Source organism: Streptomyces sp. SID13031 (assembly GCF_010548305.1).
Classification (GTDB): Bacteria; Actinomycetota; Actinomycetes; order Propionibacteriales; family Kribbellaceae; genus Kribbella.
This window is the reverse complement of sequence record NZ_JAAGLV010000005.1, coordinates 332,166-354,223: the sequence shown is the minus strand read 5'-3', so window position 1 is coordinate 354,223 and position 22,058 is coordinate 332,166. Positions and strand designations below refer to the sequence as shown.

The following is a 22,058-nucleotide window of genomic DNA, read 5'->3' as shown; positions in this document are numbered from 1 at the left end:
CGTACTTCCTCTTTATCTATTTCGGGTGATCAGGCGACGAAGGTGCCCGAAGATGGCGTCGGCGCACTCCGGAGCGGCCGAGGGCCGATACGGTCGTGGGTAGTGGGACTCGTCGGTGAGGTCATGTCGCCATCTTGCCGACCGAAAGCGGTCACCCCATGACCGGTTTATCTGAAAATGTTGTCGGCATGCGAACCGACCGGCTGGTGGCGACCCTCCTCTTGCTGCAACGGCGCGAGCAGGTGACAGCAGTAGAGGTCGCCCGGGAGCTGGAGGTCTCCGAGCGCACCGCCCGCCGCGATCTCGATGCCCTGGCCATGGCCGGGGTGCCTGTGTATTCCATGCAGGGTCGAGGCGGCGGCTGGCGCCTCGTGGGCGGCGCCCGCACCGACCTGTCCGGGTTGACCGCGAGCGAGGCCCGCGCCCTGTTTCTGGTCGCTGGCCAGGCCTCGGCTGCGACTCCGGCCGTGAAAGCAGCTCTGCGCAAACTCGTCCATGCCCTGCCGGAGCCCTTCCGGGTGCAGGCCGAGGCAGCAGCGTCGTCCTTGGTCATGGACCCGCAACGATGGGGGTCGAGCCGGGTCGAGCCCCGACCACCGCGCTTCCTCGACGAACTCCAGGACGCGGTGATCCGCGGCGTCCAGGTGCGGCTCGGCTACGTTGACGGCAAAGGTGGGGAAACCGGGAGAACGGTCCACCCGCTGGGCATCGTCGCCAAAGGTCCGTCGTGGTACCTCGTCTCCAACACCGAGGCCGGCCGGCGGACCTTCCGGATCGACCGCGTGTCGTCCGCCGACCCGACCGACGATCCCGTGCACCGACCCGAGGACTTCGACCTTGCCGAGAGCTGGCGCGAGATCGCCGACGAGGTCGAGCGCAGGCGAACGCCCCTCGAGATCCAGGCGGTATGCGCGCCCGACGGGATGGGCCTGCTCCGGATGATGCTCGGCAGTCGGCTCGAGGTGGGAGGATCCACGACCGACGGCCGCATCGAGGTCGTGATCCGCGGTTACAACGAGTACGCGCTCGCCGGCGAGCTTGCCGGGCTGGTCGAATGGCTCGAGGTGACCGGCCCTCCGGGTGTGCGAGACCACCTGACCTCGATCGGCAACGCGCTCGTCGAGCGATACGGCTGAGACCGGCACGAGCGCATGGCTGTTCTGGCATTGGTGTGGGGCTGGGGTTAATCTGCGGGAATGGTGCAGGGGGAGATTGACAGGGTCGCTGAGGAGACCGGGTTTTCTGGGGTGGTCTGGATTGATCGGGGCGGTGAGGTCGAGTTCGCGAAGGCGTATGGACTGGCCAACCGTGCGTACCAGGTGCCGAACTCGCTGGATACCAGGTTCGGTATCGCTAGTGGCAGTAAGGGGTTTACCGCTCTGGCGGTGGTGTCGCTGGTGCAGGACGGTGTGCTGGAGCTGAGTACCACAGCCAGATCCCTGCTCGGCAAGGATCTGCCGCTGATCGCGGACGATGTGACCGTCGAACATCTACTCACGCATACCTCTGGTATCGGCGACTACTTGGACGAAGAGGCTGACGGCGAGATCACCGACTACTTCGTCGGAGCGGCGCAGGAGTTGACTACTACCGAGGCTTTCCTGCCCTTGCTGGACGGGCATCCCACCAAGTACCGGGCCGGCGAACGATTTGGCTATTGCAATGGTGGTTTCGTGGTCCTCGCCCTGCTGGCGGAGCGGGCCAGCGGCGTTGGGTACCACGACCTGGTCCGGCTACGGGTGCTCCGCCCCGCCGGCATGACCAGGACCGACTTCCTCCGTTCCGACGAGCTACCCGCTGACGTGGCTGTGGGCTACCTGCCATTAGACGGTTTGGACCGCTCGAACGTCTTCCACCTGCCGGTACTGGCCACTGGCGATGGTGGCATCCACACCACCGCCGCTGACATCTCCACCTTCTGGCGCGCGTTTTTCGCCGGCGACATCGTGGATTCCGTCGAAGAGGTCGTCCGGCCACGCTGCGACGTACCCGCCGAGGAATCCAGGCGCTACGGTCTCGGCTTCTGGCTGCACGAGAGCACCGACACGGCGATCCTGGTCGGGTACGACGCCGGCGCGTCATTCAAGTCCACGCACGACCCACACACCGGCACCACCTGCACCGTGCTTTCGAACACCTCACCCGGCGCCTGGCCCATCGCCAACGCCCTCACACCCTGAAGACCGACACAGACTTACCTCGTCCAACTTCGGTACCAGGTCCTGGTTGAACGATCAGTCGGGGCAGCCACCCTGCCCGCCGGCTGACCGATTGGGCGCGGCCGTGTCATACGGTCGCGCCCACGATCTCCCACATCGGGGCTGTCTCACGGCGGGGAACTGCCGCTCACTTCCAGGACCTAGCGACGGGTTCGCACCGCTTTGCGGAGGCCGTAGGTGGCTGCTCCGATTGCTAGTACGGCGGCTCCTGTCAGGACTGAGTTGAGGGGGAGCGCAAAGGCGAGGACCAGGCAGCCGAGTAGGCCGGCGGCGGGGATGAGGCGTAGTGGGCGTCCTTCGTCCGGCCGCAAGGTCCATGCGGAGGCGTTGGCGATCGCGTAGTACGCCAGTACTCCGAAGGAAGAGAAGCCGATCGCGCCGCGGACGTCAGTGACGGCTGCGAGTACGGCGACGACCGCGCCGACTGCCAGTTCGGCGTGGTGGGGGACTCCGGTGCGCGGGTGGATGGCGGCCAGTACGGGTGGCAGGTGCCGGTCACGGGCCATGGCCAGGGTGGTGCGGGAGACGCCGAGGATGAGCGCGAGCAACGAGCCGAGGGCAGCGATGGCAGCGCCACCGCGGACGATCGGGGCCAGGCCGGGGACGCCTGCGGCGCGGACTGCGTCGGACAGCGGTGCGGTTGCTGTCGCGAGGCCGTCGGTGCCGAGAACGGTCAGTACGGCGATGGCGACTGCGGCGTAGACGACGAGCGTGATGCCTAGCGCGAGGGGGATCGCTCGAGGGATGGTTCGCTCGGGGTCGCGGACCTCTTCGCCAAGGGTGGCGATGCGCGCGTAGCCGGCGAACGCGAAGAAGAGCAGACCGGCGGCCTGGAGTACTCCGCCTGGCGTTGCGTCTTGGCCGATGGCCAGACGGGCGGCGTCAGTGGTCTCGCCGGTCAGGCAGACGACAACCACCGCAACCAGAACTGCAAGGACGATGGCGACGATCAACCGAGTCAGCCAAGCGGCCTTCTGGATGCCGGCGTAGTTCACCACCGTGAGCGCCACGACCGCCGCGACGGCCACTGCGTGGGCCTGGCCTGGCCAGACGTAGGTGCCGACCGTGAGGGCCATCGCCGCGCAGGACGCGGTCTTGCCGACTACGAATCCCCAGCCGGCCAGGTAGCCCCAGAAGTCACCCAACCGCTCGCGGCCGTAGACATAGGTGCCGCCAGAAGCTGGATAGCGCGCTGCCAACCGGGCCGAGGAAGTTGCGTTGCAGTAGGCAACGACAGCCGCCACCGCCAGCCCGATGAGAAGGCCCGACCCGGCGGCGTGCGCGGCCGGGGCCAGAGCGGCGAAAATCCCAGCGCCGATCATCGATCCCAGTCCGATCACCACGGCGTCGAACACACCCAACCGCCGACTCAAGCCACCGCCGAACTCCTCCACTCCGCCGCCCCTGTCGTCAGCCGCCATGGGGAGAAGCTATCGCCTTGACTACCGATCGCCTGCTCCGTGCCAGCACCAGCGCCAGGAAGTGAGGTATATGATAATGATAACGGTTACCATTACCTAGTCCGCCTGAACCTGTCAGATTGGTCATGTCGTGAATCGCAGATTGCTCGTCCTGCCCGCTGCTGTCGCCGCCGTCACTATGGGACTGAGTGCCTGCTCGTCGGGCACCGACTCTCCCGCTTCGGCCTCCTCCGGGTCGCCGTCGTCGGTCGGATCATCCGCCGGAGCGCAGATCAAAGTGGTCGCCTCGACCGACGTCTGGGGCGATCTGGCCAGCAGTATCGGCGGCGACAAGGTGCAGGTGACATCGATCATCACCAGCCCGGACGCCGACCCGCACGAGTACGAGGCCAGCACGCGCAACCAGCTGTCGCTGGCCAAGGCCACGGTGGTGATCGAGAACGGCGGCGGCTATGACGACTTCATCGACCGGATGTTGAAGAGTGCCAAGAACCCCTCGGCGACGGTGCTGAACGCGGTCACCATCTCGGGCAAGAAGGCCGAAGGCGGCGGGGAGCTCAATGAACACGTCTGGTACGACTTCCCTACGGTCAAGAAGGTCGTCGATCAACTCGAGCTGGCGTACGCGAAGGCCGCACCAGAAGACGCGGCGACCTTTCAGCGCAATGCCGACGCCCTCACTCAGAAGATCGATGGACTGGCGCAGCAGGAGGCCACCCTCAGGCAGAAGTACGACGGTCAGCCGGTGGCGATCACCGAGCCCGTGCCGCTATACCTGCTCGACGCGATCGGCCTGCAGAACAAGACGCCGGAGGAGTTCAGCGAGGCCATCGAAGAAGACAGCGATGTGCCGGCCAAGGTCTTGAGCGAGACACTGGAGCTGTACAGCAAGCACCAGGTCAAGGTGCTCGCCTACAACGCTCAGACCACGGGGCCGGAGACCGAGAAGGTGCTGAACGCGGCCAAGCAGAACAACATCCCGGTTGTGCCGGTGACCGAGACGCTCCCGAGCGGCAAGGACTACGTCGGCTGGATGTCGGCCAACCTGGACGCGCTCGCCACCGCCCTCGGCCAGTAGCCCCATGAGTTCTCAGAACGGTGCTGACCAACTCCTCCTGACCCTGGATCGAGCCGCCCTCGGCTTCGGATCCCGGACCCTCTGGGAGGATCTCGATCTGGCGGTCCATGGCGGAGAGTTGATCGCCGTACTGGGTGCCAACGGGTCTGGTAAGTCGAGCCTGTTGAAGGTTGTCCTCGGCCAGTTGCGGCTGCGGTCCGGAACCGCGAAGTTCCTGGGCTCGCCGGTGCGCCGCGGTGACCGGCGCATCGGTTACATCCCGCAACAGCGGCTGTCCGAGGACGGGCTACCGCTCCGCGGCCGCGACCTGGTTGCGCTCGGCGTCGACGGACACCGGTGGGGCATCCCGTTTCCCTCGCATCGTCGCCGTGAGCGGGTGAACCAACTGCTGTCGTCGGTCGGAGCCGAGGCGTACGCGACCGCCCGGCTGTCCTCGCTGTCCGGCGGGGAACAGCAGCGGCTGCGGATCGCCCAGGCGCTGGCGGCCGAGCCGCGGCTGCTGCTCTGCGATGAACCGTTGTTGTCTTTGGACCTGCCGCACCAGCGCCTGGTCAGCGATCTGGTCGACGATGCGCGCCGGCGGCTCAACCTCGGCGTACTCTTCGTCACCCACGACATCAATCCGATCCTGGACAAGGTCGATCGGGTGCTCTACATCGCCAACCACCGCTTCCGGATCGGAACGCCGGACGAGGTGCTGACCACTCAGGTGCTGAGCGATCTGTTCGATGCGCCCGTCGAGGTGATCCGGCACAACGGACGGATCCTGGTGGTCGGCGTTCCTGATCTCGACCCGTATCACCATCCAGGCGATGCCGCCGCGGCCGTGGCCGGGGAGCAGGTGTTGCGATGATCAGCCTGGAAACTTTCGGCACGATCTGGTCGGAGATCTTCAACTTCTCCGACTACTCGCAACTACTGCCCCTGTTGAAGAACTCGATCATCGCCTGCGTCGTGCTCGGCGTCATGGGAGGCATGATCGGCGTGTTCGTGATGATGCGGGACATGGCCTTCGCGGTGCACGGCGTCAGCGAGCTGTCCTTCGCCGGCGCGGCGGTCAGCTTGCTGCTCGGTACCAGCGTGGTCACCGGCTCGCTGATCGGCTCCCTGATCGCCGCCCTGCTGATCGGCGCACTCGGCACCCGGGCGAGGGACCGGAACTCTGTGACCGCGGTGCTGATGCCCTTCGGGCTCGGTCTCGGCATCCTGTGTCTTGGCCTCTACCACGGCCGGGCGGCCAACAAGTTCGGCCTGCTCACCGGTCAGATCGTGGCGATCGACGATCCGCAGATCAAGTCCTTGATCATCATTTCCACCCTGGTGGCCGTCGGCCTGGTGCTGGTCTGGAGGCCTCTGCTGTTCGCCAGCACCGACACCGATGTGGCCGCTGCCCGCGGCGTCCCGGTGGGCGTGATGTCGATCGTCTTCATGATCCTGCTCGGCCTCGCGGTCGCCGTCTCGGTGCAGATTGTCGGGGCGCTCCTGGTGCTCTCGCTCTTGGTCACACCCGCGGCAGCGGCGCTCCGAGTCTCCGCCTCACCGGTGGGCGTGCCGCTGCTGAGCATCATCTTCGCCCTCACGGCGTCGGTCGGCGGCGTCCTGCTGGCTGCCGGCAGTTCGGTCCCGATCAGCCCCTACATCACCAGCATTTCGTTCGCCATCTACCTGATCTGCCGAATCATCACGGCACGCCGACCGATACAGCGCAGGAACGTACTGGTCGCCGCCTCGTAGCCGACTGGTTGCCGCGGCTCGCGGTGGTCAGTGTCCGTGGACGTGATCGACGTGGGAGATGTGGTGGGTGAGACGAGATCGGAGGGCATCGAGCCGCTGAGCGCCGCCGACATCGGGCTGCGCCGCACGCGTCAGCGCACCGCCGTGCTCGATGGCTTGGGGCGCTGCCAGGACTTCGTCAGCGCGGGTGAGTTGCACGCTTTGCTGGCCTCGGCCGGCGTCTCGATCGGCCTGACCACGGTGTACCGAGCCCTGCACGATCTTGAACGGGTTGAGTTGGTCGACGTCGTCCGGGACGAGGCGGGCGGACGGTACTACCGGTTGCGGCCGGCTGCCGGTCACCGGCACTACCTGATCTGCCGCTGCTGTGGTCTCAGCCAGCCGGTCGACACCGAGGTGGTCGAGCGCTGGGCCGAGCGTCTCGCGATCGACACGGGGTTCGTCGAGATTGAGCACACGCTCGAACTCGCGGGTGTCTGCACAGCGTGCCTGTCCACCGTCAGCAAAGGCGACCCCCCGTGTCGCCAGCCGCCACACGACCAAACCGATCGCCAGAGCTGTCCGGAATCCTCGGGCAGGAACGGTCAGCTGTCGGTGGGTGGGGCCTCTGATTGATGCATTCTGAGGAAGCGGCTGGGGTCGCCGGCGGCGCTGGCGGTGGAGCTGAGCCAGGCGTTCAGGCCGTCGGGGTCGCGGCGTTCCAGCTCGTCGAGGCAGCGTTGGCGGGCTGTCACGATGCGGAGGCGGGCTGCCGGCGTGGTCGCCTGGTGGAGGTCCTCGAAGGTGTCATGCCATTGCCGGCAGAGCTGGGCTGTGCTGGTCACCGACTCATCAAGTTCCCCCCTGTGGGAGTCGCCGTACCAGCGGACGGCAGGCGGTGAGGTGATAACCAGGGTCAGGACCAGCAGCAGTACTACGGTGCCGAGGGCTAAAGCGAGGCCCGCGAGAGCCAAGAGGCCCAAGAAGGGCAGCGCGGCGAGAAGGCCTGCCTGCCCGCGGGTTCGCCGTTCTTGCTGGTCGCCGGTGGTATTCGTCGTGTGACCGACAGCCGCGGTCAGGCCAACGACGATGGTCAGCAGGACGAACGGGATCAACAGGTCGAGTGGTAGGACGATCAGTCCCAGGGCGATCCCTAGACCGCCGATCACACCGCAGACTGCGCGCCAGGCGAAGCTGTAGGCCATCGTGTCGCCACCCTCAGGTGCCCTTATCGGTCCCGGCGTTGCGTTCGAGGTTCTCGACCCGGCCCTGGTCCTCGCCGGCGTCCAGCAGGTTGTCCTGAGGAGCGCCGCTGTCCGGGTACTCCATCAGTGCGATCTCGGGATGATGCAGGTCGAAGGCCGGGCTCTCCGACCTGATCCGCGGGAGCTTCTCGAAGTTGTGCCGCGGCGGCGGGGAACTGGTCGCCCACTCCAGCGAGCGGCCCCAGCCCCACGGGTCGTCGACGCCGACCAGCGGCGCCTTGCGGGACTTGTAGACGTTGTAGAAGAACGGCAGCATCGAGACGCCCAGCAGCATCGCGCCGACCGTCGATACCTGGTTGAGGGTGGTGAAGCCGTCGTTCGCCCCGTACGTCGCGTAGCGGCGCGGCATCCCCTCGACGCCCAGCCAGTGCTGCACCAGGAACGTCGTGTGGAAGCCGATGAACAGCAGCCAGAAGTGCAGTTTGCCGAGCTTCTCGTCGAGCATTCGGCCGGTCATCTTGGGCCACCAGAAGTAGAAGCCCGCGAACATCGCGAACACCACGGTGCCGAAGACGACGTAGTGGAAGTGCGCGACCACGAAGTACGAGTCGGACAGCTGGTAGTCCACCCCGGGCGACGCCAGGAGCACCCCGGTCAGGCCACCGAACAGGAAGGTCACCAGGAAGCCGACCGACCACAGCATCGGGGTGTCGAACGAGATCGAGCCGCCCCACATGGTGCCGATCCAGTTGAAGAACTTCACGCCCGTCGGCACCGCGATCAGGAACGTCATGAAGGAGAAGAACGGTAGGTTCACGGCGCCGGTGACGAACATGTGGTGGGCCCAGACCGCGATCGACAGGGCCCCGATGGAGAGGGTGGCCGCCACCAGGCCGACGTACCCGAAGATGGGCTTGCGGCTGAAGACCGGCAGGATCTCGGTGATGATGCCGAAGAACGGCAGCGCGATGATGTACACCTCGGGATGGCCGAAGAACCAGAACAGGTGTTGCCACAGCAGTGGCCCGCCGTTGGCCGCGTCGAAGACGTGAGCCCCCAAGGCTCGATCGGCCTCGAGCATCAGCAGCGTGGCGGCGAGGATCGGGAAGGCGATCAGGACCAGGATCGACGTCACCAGGATGTTCCAGGTGAAGATCGGCATCCGGAACATCGTCATCCCGGGTGCCCGCAGGGTGATGATCGTGGTGACGAAGTTGACCGCGCCCAAGATGGTGCCCAGGCCGGCCATCCACAGTCCCATGATCCACAGGTCTGCGCCGATGCCCGGTGAGCGCGTCCCGCCGGACAGCGGTGCGTAGCCGGTCCAGCCGAAATCCGCGGCCCCACCAGGCGCCAGGAACCCGGAGAGGGTGATCAGGCCGCCGAACAGGAACAGCCAGTAGCTGAACATGTTGAGCCGTGGGAAGGCGACGTCGGGGGCGCCGATCTGGACCGGCATGATCACGTTGGCGAAGCCGATGAACAGCGGCGTCGCGAACAGCAGCAGCATGATCGTGCCGTGCATGGTGAAGAGCTGGTTGTAGACCTCTTCGTTCACGATCTGCAGACCCGGCTCGGCGAGTTCCGCGCGGATCAGCAGCGCCATCACGCCGCCGATCAGGAAGAAGACGAACGAGGTGATCAGGTAGAGATGTCCGATCAGCTTGTGATCGGTGGTGGTCACCCACTTGCCAACCGCACTGCCCAGGCTTCTCCGGCGCGGGAGCGCAGTAACAGCCGTCCCAGCACTGATTCGCTCCGCTAAGTCAGCCATCTGCGTCTCCCCTTGCACGATCCCTCTCAGGACGCTCAGTGTCCAGTCGCAGGCCGCAAAGAAACGTAGCTGCTCCGTGGGACGGCCCGGGCAGGTGACTTGGAGAAGGCTTGCAGTGTGGCCAGGGTCTTGGTCACCTCGCTGCCGCCTGGGAGAAGGCGGTGCCTTTCGAGGAAGTCCCGCCAGTCGGCCATCGCGGCGAATGCCGCGTGTGGCGGCACCCGGGTCGAGATCTCGAGGAGGCGACTACCGGTGGGGTACGTCCACAGGTCCACGGTCAGCGGATAGGGCAGGCCCGGCATATTGTGCCGTTCCTTCAGCGCCAGAACTGGGCCTAGAACCGTCAGGTCGTCGAGGGCGAGTCCGGCCGGTGCGTGCGTACTGAAGAACTGACGCTGTTCGGCGGTGAAGAGGTCGCTCCAGGGGAGACGTCCGGCAATGGCCTGCGCGATCGCGCCGGCGGTGGGTCGGCTCTTCAACGAAGCCGAGCAGACGAATCGGTCAGGCATCACATCCACGTCGACCTTGAAGCCCTTCTGACGCCGCAGGTCGGCATCGAGCTGGCGAGGAGCGGCAGGTCGCAGTTTGATGACCGCGTCGTCCTTGAAGCGGTGGATCCGTCGGACTCGAACTATCAGTCCGGCCCGGCTGAGGGCCAGATCGGGCGTGTCCAGGTAGAAGATCCGCCGCGGTCGTGCGCTGCGCAGATCGATCCGCAGAGCGGTCGATGCCCGCCGGATCTGATCGTCGGCCAGACAGAACTTCAGTTCGACGCTGTCAGCCGCGCCGACAAGCTCACGCAACAGTTGTGGCGAGGGCATGGAACTCATTCCTCGTGGGGATTGGTGATAGGACCGCGAGATCTGGCGGTCAGCGACCGCGGTACGGGCCAGGCTCGCCCGGGTCAGCTTCGGCTGATGGAGACCAGGGTTGGTGGGGTTTCGGCCTTCGGGTCGTTGTCCAGGATCCGGAAGCGGAGCCGGCAGACGACGGCGTCGGTGTCCCTGCGCAGCGCGTGCGCCAGTAGGGCGCCGCGGTTGTTCTGCAGGAGCCGCTGCCAGAGATGTTCCGGCTCGATCTCGGGGATCACCACGAACACGGTATCGATCTCGAGGTGCCGGATGTAGGTGATGATCGGGGTGGTGATCCGCCGGCCTTCGTCGTACAGGGCGATCAGTGGGACTCCCGGGTGCCACTTGTCCCAGTCGTCGAGGAGTCGTACGAAGGCGGCGACGTCGTCCGGGTCGCTGGTGTTCACTGCGTGCACCGCGACGACATCGTGGCCGAGGCCCTTGGCGACGGACAGGGCTTCGCGGGTGAGCTTGCTGACGGCGTGTACCGGTACGACGATGCGCGACCGCCGAGTGCTGGGTTTGTCCGGGATCCGGCCCAGTTCGAGGCGTTGGCCGATCCGGCGGTAGCTGCGGTTCACCGCTTCCATCAGCAGGACGAGGAGTGGCAGGGCGACCACGATCAGCCAGGCGCCCGAGGTGAACTTGGTTGCTGTCACGACGACGGCGGCCACAGCGGTGAGCAGGGCTCCGAAGCCATTCAAGGCAAGCTTGAGCTGCCAGCCGTCGGGGCGTTTGCTCCACCAGTGCCGGACCATGCCGGCCTGGGACAGGGTGAAGCCGACAAAAACCCCGATCGCGAACAGCGGTACCAGAGTGTTCATGTCGCCGCGGGCCGCGATCAGCAGGATCGCCGAGACCACGGTCAGGAAGCCGATGCCGTAGCGGTAGACGCGACGCTGGGCGCGAAGCGTGAACACGTGCGGGAGGAAGTGGTCTTTCGCCAGCAACTGGGCCAGGACCGGCAGGCCGCCGTACGAGGTGTTCGCCGCCAGCGCCAGCAGGATCACGGTGGAGAACTGCACGATGAAGTAGCCGACGCCATGGCCGAGTGAGGCGTCGGCGAGCTGGGAGAGGACGGTGACGCCTTCGACCGGCTTGATCTCGAAACGCTTGATCAGGACGGCCAGTCCGATCAGCATCACCGCGAGCAGGACGCCGAGTGTCAGTTCGGCGCGTTGGGCCCGGACGACCCGGGGCTTGCGGAACGACGGGACCGCGTTGGCGATCGCCTCGACACCGGTGAGGGCCGCGCAGCCGTTGGCGAAGGCCTTCAGCAACAGCAAAAGTCCGATGGTATGAACCTGACCGGCCTGCTCCGCGCTTCCGGTGGCGACCGCCGCCGGGCCCTCGCGGAACAGACCGGCCAGGATCACGGTCAGGATGGCGGCCACGAAGACCGCGGTGGGAACGATGAACATCCGCGCGCTGTTGGCGACCCCACGCAGGTTCACCGCAGTGACAAGTGCCAGTACGCCGAGCGCCAGCCAGACCCGGTAGCCGTACAGGGCGGGAACGGCCGAGGTCAGTGCGGCCACCCCGGCGGCCACGGAGACGGCGACGTTCAGGACGTAGTCGATCACCAGCGACGCGCCGGCGACCAGGCTTGCCCGGCGGCCGAGGTACTTCTTCGCCACGCCGTACGCGCCGCCGCCCTCGGGGAAGGCGGCGATCACCTGCCGGTAGGACAGCACCAGGACGAGCAGCAGCACTGCGATGGCGATCGTGACCGGCAGAGTCAGACCGATCGCAGCCCCGCCGCCGAGTGCGAGCACGAGCACGATCGCCTCGGGCCCGTAGGCCACAGACGCCATCGCGTCCAGCGAGAGGGCCGCGAGGCCGCCCAGCACACCGAGCCGATGCCTGTCGTCCTCAGCGTCCGTCACGCATCCACTCTCAGCCCTGAGCCTGCCTCAGTCCGTAACCCTCACGGACTACTCACGCAAGGATCAGCAAGACAAACACCGTTCTGACAAGGGCGCACCGCACTGTTTCAGCGGAATGCGGGCGGACCGCCCTGGAGGGCTCGGTGGGTGGCTTCGGTGTCGGTGAAGAAGTTGGGGAGTTGGGGGGTGGTGTTGTAGTGGCGGTGGAAGACCGGGGTCTGCGAGCCGGACAGCGGTGGGACGATCCAGGTCCAGTCGGTGGGGCAGCGGCGGCCTGCTCGTTCTTCTCGTTCCAGGTGGGTGAGGAATCTGCGGGACTCGGTGTGGTGGTCGGTGATGCTCACGTTGTTCAGGTGGAACGAGTGCAGTACCGCACGGTTGATCTCGACCAGGGCCCGGTCTCGCCACAGGGTTGACTCGGTCGAGGTGTCGAGGCCCATCCGCTCCGCGACCTCGGGGACCAGGTCGTACCGGTCGTTGTCGGCCAGGTTGCGGGCGCCGATCTCCGTGCCCATGTACCAGCCGTTGAAGGGCGCAGTGGGGTAGGAGACGCCGCCGATCTCCAGCCGGTTGTTGCTGATCACCGGGACCGCGTGCCACCGCATGCCCAAGTCGGCGAACCACCCCAGCTCGGGGTGCTCGAGCGGGACCTCGTGTACCGCCTGGCCGGGGAGCTGGAACACCCGCGGTCCCTCCTCGACGGTCTCCACGACGAGCGGGAGCACATCGAAGGCTCCCGGGAGTTCGGGCGGCCGCCACCCGCGCTGGATGAGTTCGCTGGTGAAAGTTCGGTAGCGGGGGTCCCCGAGGACTCGACCGTCCGGCTGCTCGTACCCGGCGTACCGGATGAGTTGCTCGTTCCAGATCCTGGGGGCGGGCCTGGTCGGCGTCTCGGGGGAGAACACGCTGATCATCGGTCGGATCTTGCCGTCGTTGTGGGCTACGCGCAGGTGGTCGAAGCACTGCGCGGCGACGTCGCCGGCGTCGGAGACGGTCCTCAGATCGCGCACCTGCAGGCTGTGCCAGTACAGCCGTCCGATGCAGCGTGCGTTGTTGCGCCAGGCGACGCGGGCGCCGAAGGTCAGCTCGTCGGTGGTGTGCCAGTAGGTCCCGGTGCGGTCGATCTCGCGTCCCACCTCGGCGATCCGTGGCCCGATCGACCCGGCCTGGGGGTTCTCGGCATGGAAGAGTTTGAGGAACTGCTCGGCCGCGGCCCGAACCGGCTCCGTGTCGGCACTTCCGGTACTTCGTTCGGCAACGGGCCCGCCTACCAGGTGGTCGACCCTAGCCCGGACCCTCCCGGGACCTGGTGACGCCCGCCGGCCGGTCCGGGAGGTCCTGCGCCACGACCCCATGTCAGGCAGGCCCGATACCGAAACCGCTCGGCCACCCCTTGGGACGGTCGGACAAAGGGGCACCCGCCGAACCTGGTTCCTCGGCCAGGGGCGTGGAGCCGAGCTGGTCGACCTCGGTGGCGAACGAGTTCACGATCGACTGCATCTGCGCCTGGGCCGTCTGTGCGTACGAACGAACCTGCTGCCCGGCCGTGTCCATGGCCTCCGCGACGATCTGGCGTTCGTGGGCGCGCGCCTGGCCGATGCGCTCGCGAGCGTCCCGGCTGACGTCCTGGACCATCTCCTCGACCACGAGCTGTGCTTGGCTGAACATCTGGACGACCTGTTCGTTCACCCGGTCGCCGGCCTGCTCGTAGTGGTCAAGCTCCGCCTGCTTGCGCTGCAGCTCGGCCCGCCCGCGCTGCAGCTCGGCCTGGAGGCGTTCGTTCTTGGCCCTGCTCTCGTTGAGCTCTCGCTCCGTGGCCTGTACCTGGTCAGCGAGCAGATCGAGGTACCCGTAGACCTTGCCCGCGTCGAGGCCACGCATCCGCCGCCGGAAGGTCTCTTCCCGGATCGAGCGAGGTGTCTGATGTGGAGAGCGGTGTCGGCGGTTGGTGATCGTCACTTGCTGTCCCCTGACCTGGTAGCGCCGGCCCGGCGGCGTGCTCGCCCGCGGCTGCGTAGTAGAAGTGCTCGTACTTGATGTGCTCGGGGCGCATGCCGGCGGCGGCCAGCTGCTCCAGCGTGTGCGCGACCATCTGCGGGCCACCGCACACCATCGCCGTACGCCCGGACAGCACCTGCCGGGCTGCGACCGTACCGACCTTCCCGCGCGTCCCGGGATAGGACGGGTCGTCGGACACAACCTCCGTGTACTGGAACCAAGGCCGTTTCTTGGCCAGGTCTCGCAACCGCGGGCGGTCGTAGAGGTGCCAGGGCATCCGTACCCCGTGGAGCAGGTGGACCAGGGGGCCGATATGCAATCGTTGCCACTCTTGGTCGATCTGCTCCAGGACAGCCAGGAGCGGAGCGAGACCCGTTCCTCCGGCGACCAACAGCAACTCCCTCCGGTCGCCTTCCCGCCGGGTCAGCCGTTCGCCGACCGGCGCCCCCAGCTTCACGATGTCGCCGGCCCTCAGGGACCGCACCACCGTCGGACTCACCTGGCCGCCGTCGACCTGTTGCACCTGCAGATCGATAGTGCCGTCCTGGCGCGGAGCGTTGGCAGGGCTGAAGTATCGCCACTGCCGGGGGCGTTGGGGGATCTCCATGGACACCGACTGGCCAGGGCGGAACTGGAACGCGCGCCTGGGGCGGACCGTCAGCAGGGTGAGGTCCATGGTCCGCCGCTCGGCAAAGACCACGTCGGCATCCCACCAGTCAGGACTGGACTCGGAGGATGTCTCCGCCGCCTCGACCATGATCCGCGCGACCACCTGATAGGCCGCGGTCCAGTGCACGGCGAGCTCCTCGTCCCACTCGGAGCCGAGGAAATGCATCAGGGTTGCGCACAGCGAGGCGCCGACAGCGTTGTAATGGTCCGCGACGACGGCGTACTTGCGGTGGTCCCGGCCGAGGTGTTGCAGGAAGGCCGCATCCTTGTCGATCTGCTCGGCGTGGCTGACGATCCTGCCGAGCGCGCCGACGAACTTGTCCCGTTGGTTCGACATGGAGAGCGGGAACATCGGCCGAACCTCGGGATGGGACACGAAGAGGTGCGAGTAGAAGTACAGCGGGACCTTTTCGCCGTGCTCCGTGACCCGGTCCCAGCTGTGTTGCAGGGCGTGTGCATCCATCGGGCTTCGCTATCCGGCTCGGAAAGGCAGCTCCTCGAGGGAATCGGACCGCCCGTCAGCGGGCACCATGGGCAATCGGTCGTCGGCAGCTCGTGCCGACGGGTGAGGCGTTGACAAGGGTTCCCTCCCAGTCCAGTCCCCGAGTCCTTCAAATCCTCCGACTTCTCCCGACCTACCCCCGGCCCAACGCGTCGAAACCGGCAGAGCGGACTCAATCGTCTCGAAAAACCCGACGGGTGGCTTCAGTGCGAATTCGCTGCCTGGGAACGAACGTTTGATGGTTGCTCTTGGCAATTACCCGCACCGTCGTACTCGGCGGGGCCGCTGTGGCGCTACCGTCGGGTTCGAGCGTGGAATCCTTGCCTGTCCATGGCTGGAGGCCGCATCCGACGTGCTCTGGAGGTCCCGTGCAGTCCGAATCGACGAACAGTCGCCCGCATCACCCAGTGGTTCTGGCTCACGAGGCGGAGCGTGCCGCTGACGTGCAGGTGCGGATAGCGGACGCCATCACTGCTTTCGCCGGCTCGATGGGGTTCGTCTACGTCCACGTCGTGGTGTTCGCGGTCTGGATGCTGCTCATCGAGTCCAGTCCCTGGCCGACTTTGACCCTGATCGTTTCGCTCGAGGCGATCTTCTTGTCCACCTTCGTGATGATCGGGCAGAACCGGCAGGCCGCTTTCCAGCAAGCGAAGGCCGACCACGACTTCAACGAGACGGAACTGGAGCTCAAGACGAACACCCAGCTGACTCGCGAGATTCACGCCCTCACCACCGAGTTGCACCGACGGCTGGTCGACGAGCCGAAGGGATGAGGAGCAGCGCCTGAGGCTCGCCGTCTGGGTGAGGTCACAAATGGTGGGGCGGTTTCGTCGGGTGTGCGTCCGAGCATCGCGCGACGGGAGTAATGGTATGAGCTCACCAGTGGAGACACTTCGCCAGAGTTTCGGCGGCGACATCGTCGAACCGGGGGCGGCGGAGTACGAGTCGGTCAGTGGGTCGGTGTTGGTTTCGGGTAGTCCGGCCTATGTGCTGCGGCCCGAGAGTGTTGGGGACGTACAGGTTGGCGTCAGGTTTGCCGGCAGCGTGGAGTTGCCGTTGTCTGTACGAGGCGGAGGCCACGCGTTCGCGGGCTTCGGTACCAACGATGGTGGCGTCGTGATCGACCTCAGCAAGCTTGCGGACGTGGAAATCGTCGACAAGGAACAGCACGCCGTACGGGTCGGTGGGAGAGTCGCCACGATCTACCCACCTGAGACCTATCACCGCCTCGCGGCGATCAAGCACCAGTACGACCCCGGCAACCTGTTCGCCCGCAATCACAACATCCGCTCTAAATAGCGCTCAGCGGCCAGTGAATCAGCAGCCACGTCATCGAGGGCGAATCGTCAGTCGCGATTACTGGTAGGGAAGGCGTTCCAATTTGGCTTTCCACTCCGCGAATGGCTTGCCTTTGTTGCCGACGAAATAGCTGAGGGCCCGGTCGTAGACGAACTCGGCTCCCTCCTTCTTTCCTTGTGAATCCTCGGAGGACCAGGATCCGACCTCTTTGAAGGTGCCGTCAGGAAGGAGCACGGTCACAGCCTGCTCCCAGTACTCCTCGTGCCAGCCGGCGTGGCTCCCCTTCTCGGTGTTCTTGTTCCGGGAGTCCACCCGCCAGCCGGTATAGGGAACTCCGTTCACCTTAGGGCTGATCATGGCCTTATTCCGGGATTGCATGGCCCCTATGGTCTCCCGGATGGTGTTCTTGAAGTCTGCCTCGTAATCCATGGTCCCCCCACGGCTCGGTCTGGTCAGATCCCGGACTGTAGACGATTGAGGCGTCCGTTGGCGAGGGCTCACGCTAATGAATCAAGAGGCTGGGATGGTGGATTGTCGCGGCCATCCAATTTGCGAGAATGTCAGGCGGGGTGGTCTTTTAGTTGGCGGTGGGAGGTGATGGCATGCGGCCGGGGCTGGCCGGTAGCCGTTGGGACACTGTCGGTGACTCAGTCAGATGACGTAAGCGGTGAGCGGCGTTGCGAACCTACCTTCGAGGTACCGAGTTCCGGTTCATCGAAGGAGAAGTGATCATGACCATTCGCAACGTCGTCCTCGTCCACGGCGGCTTCGTCGACGGTTCGGGCTGGCAGGGTGTGTACGACCTGCTGGTCGAGGACGGCTACCACGTCAGCATCGTCCAGAACCCGACGCTGTCCCTGGCCGACGACGTCGCCGTCACCAACAGGGTGCTCGACAGCCAGGACGGCCCGACCCTGCTGGTCGGGCACTCGTACGGTGGCGCCGTCATCACCGAAGCGGGTACGCACGAGAAGGTCGCGGCCCTCGGCTATATCGCCGCGTTCGCGCCGGACAAGGGCGAGTCGGTCGGCACGCTGGTCTCCGACCCGGCGCCGGGCGCACCCGTCCCGCCGATCCTGCCGCCCGCGGACGGTTTCCTCTTCCTGGACCGCGACAAGTTCGCCGACTCCTTCGCCGCCGACCTGCCGAAGAACCTCGCCGCCTTCATGGCCGACGCCCAGGTCCCGTGGGGCGTGGACGCCCTCGGCGGAGCGATCAGCGAGCCGGCCTGGCGAGTCAAGCCGAGCTGGTACCTGGTCGCCACCGACGACCGGATGATTCCCCCGCCGGCCCAGCGCGCCATGTCAGAGCGCGCAGGCGCCACGGTCGTCGAAGCCGCCGGCAGCCACGCGATCTACGTCTCCCAGCCCCAGGTAGTCGCAGACCTCATCAAGCAGGCAGCCGGAAACTAGCCTCAGCTGGATGGCCAGAACGAGTCCTGCTGGATCTTGAGGTCACCCGCGAGGGGCGCCCGGGGATCACCGGCTCAGCCGGCGGATTCGAGGGCGTTGGTGAGCAGGGTGACCAGGGCTTCGAGTTGGAGGTCGGCCGATGAGGTGACTTCCTCGTCGGAGCCGTCGAGGGCTCGGGCTGCCAGGCCGGCCTTGGCGTCGATCAGGTCGGCGATCCTGGTGTCGATGGTCTGGGCTGCGATGATGCGCCAGGCCGTGACGGGCTCTTCCTGGCCGATCCGGTGGACCCGGTCGATCGCCTGGGTCTGCTCAGCGTTGGTCCAGGAGAGCTCGGCCAGCACCACGTTGGAGGCGACCTGCAGGTTGAGGCCCACGCCGGCGGTCAGCAGCGAGCAGACCGCGATGGAGACCTCGGGATCGTTGACGAAGGCGTCGATATTCGTCTGGCGCTTCTTCGGGGTCTGGTCGCCGCGGATCGAGGCGTAGCGGATGCCACGCTCGGCGAAGAGCGCCTCGGCGGTGTCCATCACCTCGATGTGCCGGGCGAAGAAGACGACCTTGCCGACGTTGTGCGCGAGCTGCGCGGCGTAGTCGGCGGCCAGGCCGGCCTTCGCCTCGCCGATCCGGCGGACCAGGCTGAAGATGTTGTCGCCGGTCTTCGCCTTCGCCTGCTCGGTCCGTTCCCAGCCGGCCACCGCGCGGACCAGGTCGTGGTCGATGCCCTCGACCGTTACCCCGGAGGTACGGGTCTGCAGAGCTGTCTCGTACCGCTTGACCAAGCGCTCGGCGAGCTCGCGCTCGGCCGCGCGGATCGAGCGGCCGGCAGCACCGTCGAGCTCGACCGGCAGGTCGGCGATCCGGCGGGCCGGGATGTCGGCGGCGACGTCGACCTTGCGGCGGCGGACGATACCCATGTCGATCACGCAGGACCGGGCCGACGCGTAGAAGCCGGGGTCGGCCGGCGTCAGGTCGGTCTCGTCGAGCTTGGCCATCAGCTCGGCGCGCGGCGCCTTCTCGTCGATCCAGCCGAGGTACTGCCAGATCGCCCGGAAGTCGTCGATGTCGTTGATCAGCGGCGTACCGGTCAGTGCCATCAGCAGCGGGCGCACGGTCCGGGACTGGATCCGCTCGGCCAGCTGCAGCACGTTGCGGGAGCGCTGGGACTTCTTGTTCTTGATGAAGTGCGCCTCGTCGACGACCATCCCGCGCATCCCGAGGTCGCCGAGCCAGCCGACGTGCCGGTCGAGCACCTCGTAGTTGACGATGACGATGTCGGCGAAGCCGTCGATCGTGTCGCCGTCGCCCTGGATCACCGTCGCGACCCGCTTCGGCGTCCAGATGCCCGCCTCGCGCGCCCAGTTCGTCTTCACGACACTCGGTACTACGACCAGCAACGGGTAAGCGTTGGCCGCCTGCGCGGCGAGCAGCGCTTGAGCCGTCTTGCCGAGGCCCGGCTCGTCGGCCAGCAGGAAGGTCCGATGCCCCTCAGCGGCAGAGGCGACGAGCTGTGCCTGGTGGGGCATCAGCTCCCGGCCGCCCGGCAACTGCAGCGAGGCGGGCTCGGGCAGCGACTTGCTCGCAGACGCAGCGGCGTACTCGAAGGACTTCAGGAGCGGGTTGATCAGCTCCCAGCCGGACAGGCGTCGGGCCTGCGGCTGCCGTGGGACGGAAGAGGCAGCGCTGAAGTCTGGCGCAAGGAAGGGATTGGCGAGCTGGCGCGAGACGACCGACTGCGGGACGACCTGGCGAGGCGGCGGCGCGGCTGCACTCTGCGGCTCGATGACCGTCGGCTCGACGGGCTCCGGCGGCTCTTCACCGGCGGCGAGCTGCATCTCGCGCTTGAGCGCCGCGGCGGCCTCGGAGATGACAGCGTCCTCGGCGAGCAGTATGAGCAGCGACGGCTCGAGGGCGGCACTCTTGGCGAGGATCGTCGCGAGCCCGTCGAGGCGGCGCAGTTGAGTCGCGCGGTAGGCGTCGGTGGCCTTCGTATCGCCGTTGACCCGGGCGCGCTCCTCGCGTACGAGCAGCGCGACGACCTGGAACTTCGTCCGTACCGACGGCTGCACGTTCGATCGCTCGACGGCCGCCTCGATCTCGCGGACGGCGCGGGCGAGCACCGGGATCAGGCCCTCGGCATCGCGGGCAGGACGCCGTTTGCGGGGTGCAGCAGCTGTACGCCGGGCGCCGGGCTGGCGCTGGCCTCGTCGGGCCAAACTCTCCTCCTCAGAACTGCCCCGGCGTGTTTGCCGTGGCGGTACGTCGGCACCGCACGCCCTCGCGCGGCCGACAAGACGTCGCAGCAGGTGGTCCGGGCCGACCGATTGACAAGGCGGCCCGGGTACACCGCTACTGCGAGCGGTCGAGAGGTCGGACTCCGGCGGGGCCGGCCACCGAGGTGGAACCGAAGCGGTCCCAGTCAGCAAGCGCGGCCATCACAAGGGTGATCGGCGACGCTAGAAGCATCGCCGAGGTTTGGTGCTGACTCCAGCTTAGCCGTAGGAGGGTCCCGTGGATATTTCAGGAGGCAGAAGTCTCGAGGTTGATGAAATTGACCATGATCTTGACCTGGCTCGACCGGCAGCCGCTTGCGCCCGAAGGAGGGGTCTTCGGGCGCAAGCGGTCCGGGGTCAGGCGGTGCGCCGGCGGCGGGTGATGAGGGTGACGACGCCGAGCGCGATAGCTGCAGCCGCACCGGCCGCGAGGATCAGCCAGGCACCGGGGGAGTTGCCAGTCGAGGCGCTGGCGGTGACGTCGTAGCCACCGGCCGTGCCGTTCTTGGCGTAGGTGCTGCCGGCCTGCTTGTCGGCGTACCGGTTGCTGACCTGCTGCTTGTACGCCGTCAGGCTGATCGGCGCGCTCCCGATGGCCTTGGTGGCCTCCGGGTTGAGAGCCCGCAGGGTGCTGCCGGTGACGGCGTACCAGGCTCCGAGTTGCGGCTCGGTGAGCAGCTTGGCGCCGCTGGCGGCCGCTGCCATCGTCGCCTCGGTGTTTCCGGTGGCAACGTTGACGGGGTGCCAGGCGCCGGCCTGGTCGGGCGCGGTGAAGACGGTGAGCAGGGTGTTGCCCTTGGCTGCCGGCGTCGCGACGTACCAGAGGGTGCCGACGTCACCGGCGCCGGTGCGGACGAAGTCGGCGCTCAGCGCGTACACCGGAATGGTGTCCTGGTAGACGGCGAGCTTCGCGCCGGCGGCGCTCTTGGCTGACGATCCCGTGCGCTGGGCAGCCTTGGCCAGCAGTTGGGTCGCCTCGGTCGAGTGAGCGGCGGTCTTGGCGGCCGAGAGGTCGGGGCCGGGGGCAGGGGCGGCCGAGGCGGTTCCGGCGAGGGAGAAGGCGAGGACGGTGCCGACCAGGCCGGCCGCCACGCGCAGTACGTGCTGCTTCAGAGGCGTCATGGCTCAGGCTCCGATCCGGTAGAGCGAGTGCGTCCAGGTGAACTGGGAGTTGTTCAGGTACCAGTTGTAGGTCGAGTAGTTGTACCGGGGATCGCTGCCCCACGGGTTGTAGTACTCGATCGAGGAGTCGGAGGTGTCGTACCCGATGATGTCCATCATGTGACCGCCGCCGGCCTTCCAGCCGATCCGCGTCATCACCGGGCGGTTGGCGTTGATCTCGGTCTGGAGGGAGCCGAAACTCAGTGTGCCGCTGATGTAGCTGCCCTGGCTGATCCCGATCGACCGGAACGCGCGCTGGTCGTTGGCGAGCGTCGCCTGGTCGTTGGGGCAGATGCCGTTCAGGCTGTAGCCGAAGGCCAGGTTGCAGAACTGATTCTGCGAGTAGTTCTTGCCGTAGAAGGCCGCGATGCTGTTGCCGGTGGCGGCCCAGCACCAGTTGGTCTTCTGCTGCGACTGACCGTTGACCTGCAGGTACCGGCTGGCCAGGACCTTCGCGGCGACGGGTGCGACAGGGGTGGCTGCGACGGTTGCCGCTGCGGCCGGGGCGGGGGCGAGCGGAAGCAGTGCTGCCAGGCCGACGACGGTTGCCGTGAGCCACGACCTCGTACGGGGCGTGCTGACCCTCCTCATAGGGGCCTC

At 66.8% G+C, this 22,058-nt stretch carries 21 protein-coding genes; 9 read left to right on the top strand and 12 right to left on the bottom strand.

Translation table 11 applies throughout. From position 1 onward, the window contains the following. The first annotated feature begins 188 nt into the window (after positions 1–188). Together G3I17_RS13545 and G3I17_RS13540 are read left to right on the top strand one after the other, a co-directional pair. Positions 189–1,136 (top strand): WYL domain-containing protein, encoded by a 948-nt coding sequence (locus G3I17_RS13545; protein ID WP_164596339.1) that lies wholly within the window; start codon positions 189–191, stop codon positions 1,134–1,136. Between the two features lie 60 nt (positions 1,137–1,196). After that, entirely contained in the window at positions 1,197–2,180 is a 984-nt protein-coding gene (locus G3I17_RS13540) for a serine hydrolase domain-containing protein (protein WP_164596338.1), read from the top strand. A gap of 179 nt (positions 2,181–2,359) precedes the next feature. On the opposite strand, the gene G3I17_RS13535 is transcribed toward G3I17_RS13540, so the two are convergent. Beyond that, positions 2,360–3,640 carry an APC family permease gene (locus G3I17_RS13535; RefSeq protein ID WP_164596337.1) on the bottom strand — a complete coding sequence of 427 codons (1,281 nt, stop codon included), beginning with the start codon at positions 3,638–3,640 and terminating at the stop codon, positions 2,360–2,362. A gap of 130 nt (positions 3,641–3,770) precedes the next feature. Here G3I17_RS13535 and G3I17_RS13530 point away from each other — a divergent pair, with 130 nt between their 5' ends. Genes G3I17_RS13530 through G3I17_RS13515 form a run of 4 tightly spaced genes read left to right on the top strand, consistent with a single transcriptional unit; the run spans position 3,771 to position 7,067 of the window. Further along, entirely contained in the window at positions 3,771–4,718 is a 948-nt protein-coding gene (locus tag G3I17_RS13530) for a zinc ABC transporter substrate-binding protein (RefSeq protein WP_343238294.1), read from the top strand. Between the two features lie 4 nt (positions 4,719–4,722). Then, a complete protein-coding gene (locus tag G3I17_RS13525; RefSeq protein ID WP_164596336.1) occupies positions 4,723–5,571 on the top strand; it encodes an ATP-binding cassette domain-containing protein in 849 nt (282 codons plus the stop codon). Further along, positions 5,568–6,452 carry a metal ABC transporter permease gene (locus G3I17_RS13520; RefSeq protein ID WP_164596335.1) on the top strand — a complete coding sequence of 295 codons (885 nt, stop codon included), beginning with the start codon at positions 5,568–5,570 and terminating at the stop codon, positions 6,450–6,452. Before G3I17_RS13525 ends, G3I17_RS13520 begins: the two co-directional genes overlap by 4 nt. Before the next feature lie 36 nt (positions 6,453–6,488). Beyond that, positions 6,489–7,067: a transcriptional repressor gene (locus G3I17_RS13515; protein ID WP_343238293.1), complete on the top strand. Its 579-nt coding sequence runs from the start codon at positions 6,489–6,491 to the stop codon at positions 7,065–7,067. Here G3I17_RS13515 and G3I17_RS13510 read toward each other — a convergent pair. The 7 genes from G3I17_RS13510 to G3I17_RS13480 form a co-directional block, all read right to left on the bottom strand. Next, the gene (locus tag G3I17_RS13510) at positions 7,037–7,636 is read right to left on the bottom strand and encodes a hypothetical protein (RefSeq protein WP_164596334.1); all 600 of its coding nucleotides are present in this window, start codon (positions 7,634–7,636) and stop codon (positions 7,037–7,039) included. The genes G3I17_RS13515 and G3I17_RS13510 overlap by 31 nt on opposite strands. Positions 7,637–7,649: 13 nt before the next feature. After that, a complete protein-coding gene (gene ctaD / locus G3I17_RS13505) occupies positions 7,650–9,410 on the bottom strand; it encodes a cytochrome c oxidase subunit I (RefSeq protein ID WP_164596333.1) in 1,761 nt (586 codons plus the stop codon). Between the two features lie 35 nt (positions 9,411–9,445). Beyond that, on the bottom strand, positions 9,446–10,231 hold the full coding sequence (locus G3I17_RS13500; RefSeq protein WP_164596332.1) for an adenylate cyclase: 786 nt from the start codon (positions 10,229–10,231) through the stop codon (positions 9,446–9,448). 83 nt (positions 10,232–10,314) lie between these two features. Beyond that, positions 10,315–12,147 carry an amino acid permease gene (locus G3I17_RS13495; RefSeq protein WP_343238292.1) on the bottom strand — a complete coding sequence of 611 codons (1,833 nt, stop codon included), beginning with the start codon at positions 12,145–12,147 and terminating at the stop codon, positions 10,315–10,317. A 107-nt stretch (positions 12,148–12,254) separates the two neighbouring features. Then, on the bottom strand, positions 12,255–13,421 hold the full coding sequence (locus G3I17_RS13490) for a nitric oxide synthase oxygenase (protein ID WP_239062525.1): 1,167 nt from the start codon (positions 13,419–13,421) through the stop codon (positions 12,255–12,257). An 82-nt stretch (positions 13,422–13,503) separates the two neighbouring features. Continuing rightward, a complete protein-coding gene (locus G3I17_RS13485; RefSeq protein WP_164596330.1) occupies positions 13,504–14,028 on the bottom strand; it encodes a hypothetical protein in 525 nt (174 codons plus the stop codon). Then, positions 13,976–15,277 carry a globin domain-containing protein gene (locus tag G3I17_RS13480; RefSeq protein WP_164596329.1) on the bottom strand — a complete coding sequence of 434 codons (1,302 nt, stop codon included), beginning with the start codon at positions 15,275–15,277 and terminating at the stop codon, positions 13,976–13,978. The genes G3I17_RS13485 and G3I17_RS13480 overlap by 53 nt, the downstream gene beginning before the upstream one ends. Positions 15,278–15,723: 446 nt before the next feature. Here G3I17_RS13480 and G3I17_RS13475 point away from each other — a divergent pair, with 446 nt between their 5' ends. Beyond that, positions 15,724–16,089, top strand: a complete 366-nt coding sequence (locus tag G3I17_RS13475) for a DUF1003 domain-containing protein (RefSeq protein ID WP_343238291.1) — start codon at positions 15,724–15,726, stop codon at positions 16,087–16,089. Between the two features lie 97 nt (positions 16,090–16,186). Further along, positions 16,187–16,615: an FAD-binding protein gene (locus tag G3I17_RS13470; RefSeq protein ID WP_164596327.1), complete on the top strand. Its 429-nt coding sequence runs from the start codon at positions 16,187–16,189 to the stop codon at positions 16,613–16,615. A gap of 57 nt (positions 16,616–16,672) precedes the next feature. Here the strand turns inward: G3I17_RS13470 and G3I17_RS13465 are convergent, their stop codons facing one another. Continuing rightward, the gene (locus G3I17_RS13465) at positions 16,673–17,044 is read right to left on the bottom strand and encodes a hypothetical protein (RefSeq protein ID WP_164596326.1); all 372 of its coding nucleotides are present in this window, start codon (positions 17,042–17,044) and stop codon (positions 16,673–16,675) included. Between the two features lie 302 nt (positions 17,045–17,346). Between G3I17_RS13465 and G3I17_RS13460 the strand changes: the two genes are divergently transcribed. After that, on the top strand, positions 17,347–18,027 hold the full coding sequence (locus G3I17_RS13460; protein ID WP_203590121.1) for an alpha/beta hydrolase: 681 nt from the start codon (positions 17,347–17,349) through the stop codon (positions 18,025–18,027). Between the two features lie 74 nt (positions 18,028–18,101). Here the strand turns inward: G3I17_RS13460 and G3I17_RS13455 are convergent, their stop codons facing one another. The 3 genes from G3I17_RS13455 to G3I17_RS13445 all read right to left on the bottom strand — a co-directional run bounded on the left by G3I17_RS13455 (position 18,102) and on the right by G3I17_RS13445 (position 22,049). Beyond that, positions 18,102–20,240: a DEAD/DEAH box helicase gene (locus tag G3I17_RS13455; RefSeq protein ID WP_164596324.1), complete on the bottom strand. Its 2,139-nt coding sequence runs from the start codon at positions 20,238–20,240 to the stop codon at positions 18,102–18,104. Positions 20,241–20,654: 414 nt separating this feature from the next. Beyond that, positions 20,655–21,419 (bottom strand): hypothetical protein, encoded by a 765-nt coding sequence (locus G3I17_RS13450; protein ID WP_164596323.1) that lies wholly within the window; start codon positions 21,417–21,419, stop codon positions 20,655–20,657. 3 nt (positions 21,420–21,422) lie between these two features. Next, the gene (locus G3I17_RS13445) at positions 21,423–22,049 is read right to left on the bottom strand and encodes a papain-like cysteine protease family protein (protein ID WP_164596322.1); all 627 of its coding nucleotides are present in this window, start codon (positions 22,047–22,049) and stop codon (positions 21,423–21,425) included. Positions 22,050–22,058: the final 9 nt, after the last annotated feature.

What these genes read in the sequence shown, in the direction of transcription:
- G3I17_RS13535 (WP_164596337.1), bottom strand. Translation starts at nt 3,640, where the DNA reads ATGGCGGCTGACGACAGGGGCGGCGGAGTGGAGGAGTTCGGCGGTGGC.
- G3I17_RS13540 (WP_164596338.1), top strand. Translation starts at nt 1,197, where the DNA reads ATGGTGCAGGGGGAGATTGACAGGGTCGCTGAGGAGACCGGGTTTTCT.
- G3I17_RS13445 (WP_164596322.1), bottom strand. Translation starts at nt 22,049, where the DNA reads ATGAGGAGGGTCAGCACGCCCCGTACGAGGTCGTGGCTCACGGCAACC.
- ctaD (WP_164596333.1), bottom strand. Translation starts at nt 9,410, where the DNA reads ATGGCTGACTTAGCGGAGCGAATCAGTGCTGGGACGGCTGTTACTGCG.
- G3I17_RS13545 (WP_164596339.1), top strand. Translation starts at nt 189, where the DNA reads ATGCGAACCGACCGGCTGGTGGCGACCCTCCTCTTGCTGCAACGGCGC.
- G3I17_RS13450 (WP_164596323.1), bottom strand. Translation starts at nt 21,419, where the DNA reads ATGACGCCTCTGAAGCAGCACGTACTGCGCGTGGCGGCCGGCCTGGTC.
- G3I17_RS13470 (WP_164596327.1), top strand. Translation starts at nt 16,187, where the DNA reads ATGAGCTCACCAGTGGAGACACTTCGCCAGAGTTTCGGCGGCGACATC.
- G3I17_RS13460 (WP_203590121.1), top strand. Translation starts at nt 17,347, where the DNA reads ATGACCATTCGCAACGTCGTCCTCGTCCACGGCGGCTTCGTCGACGGT.
- G3I17_RS13500 (WP_164596332.1), bottom strand. Translation starts at nt 10,231, where the DNA reads ATGCCCTCGCCACAACTGTTGCGTGAGCTTGTCGGCGCGGCTGACAGC.
- G3I17_RS13520 (WP_164596335.1), top strand. Translation starts at nt 5,568, where the DNA reads ATGATCAGCCTGGAAACTTTCGGCACGATCTGGTCGGAGATCTTCAAC.
- G3I17_RS13465 (WP_164596326.1), bottom strand. Translation starts at nt 17,044, where the DNA reads ATGGATTACGAGGCAGACTTCAAGAACACCATCCGGGAGACCATAGGG.
- G3I17_RS13480 (WP_164596329.1), bottom strand. Translation starts at nt 15,277, where the DNA reads ATGGATGCACACGCCCTGCAACACAGCTGGGACCGGGTCACGGAGCAC.
- G3I17_RS13510 (WP_164596334.1), bottom strand. Translation starts at nt 7,636, where the DNA reads ATGGCCTACAGCTTCGCCTGGCGCGCAGTCTGCGGTGTGATCGGCGGT.
- G3I17_RS13485 (WP_164596330.1), bottom strand. Translation starts at nt 14,028, where the DNA reads ATGCGTGGCCTCGACGCGGGCAAGGTCTACGGGTACCTCGATCTGCTC.
- G3I17_RS13525 (WP_164596336.1), top strand. Translation starts at nt 4,723, where the DNA reads ATGAGTTCTCAGAACGGTGCTGACCAACTCCTCCTGACCCTGGATCGA.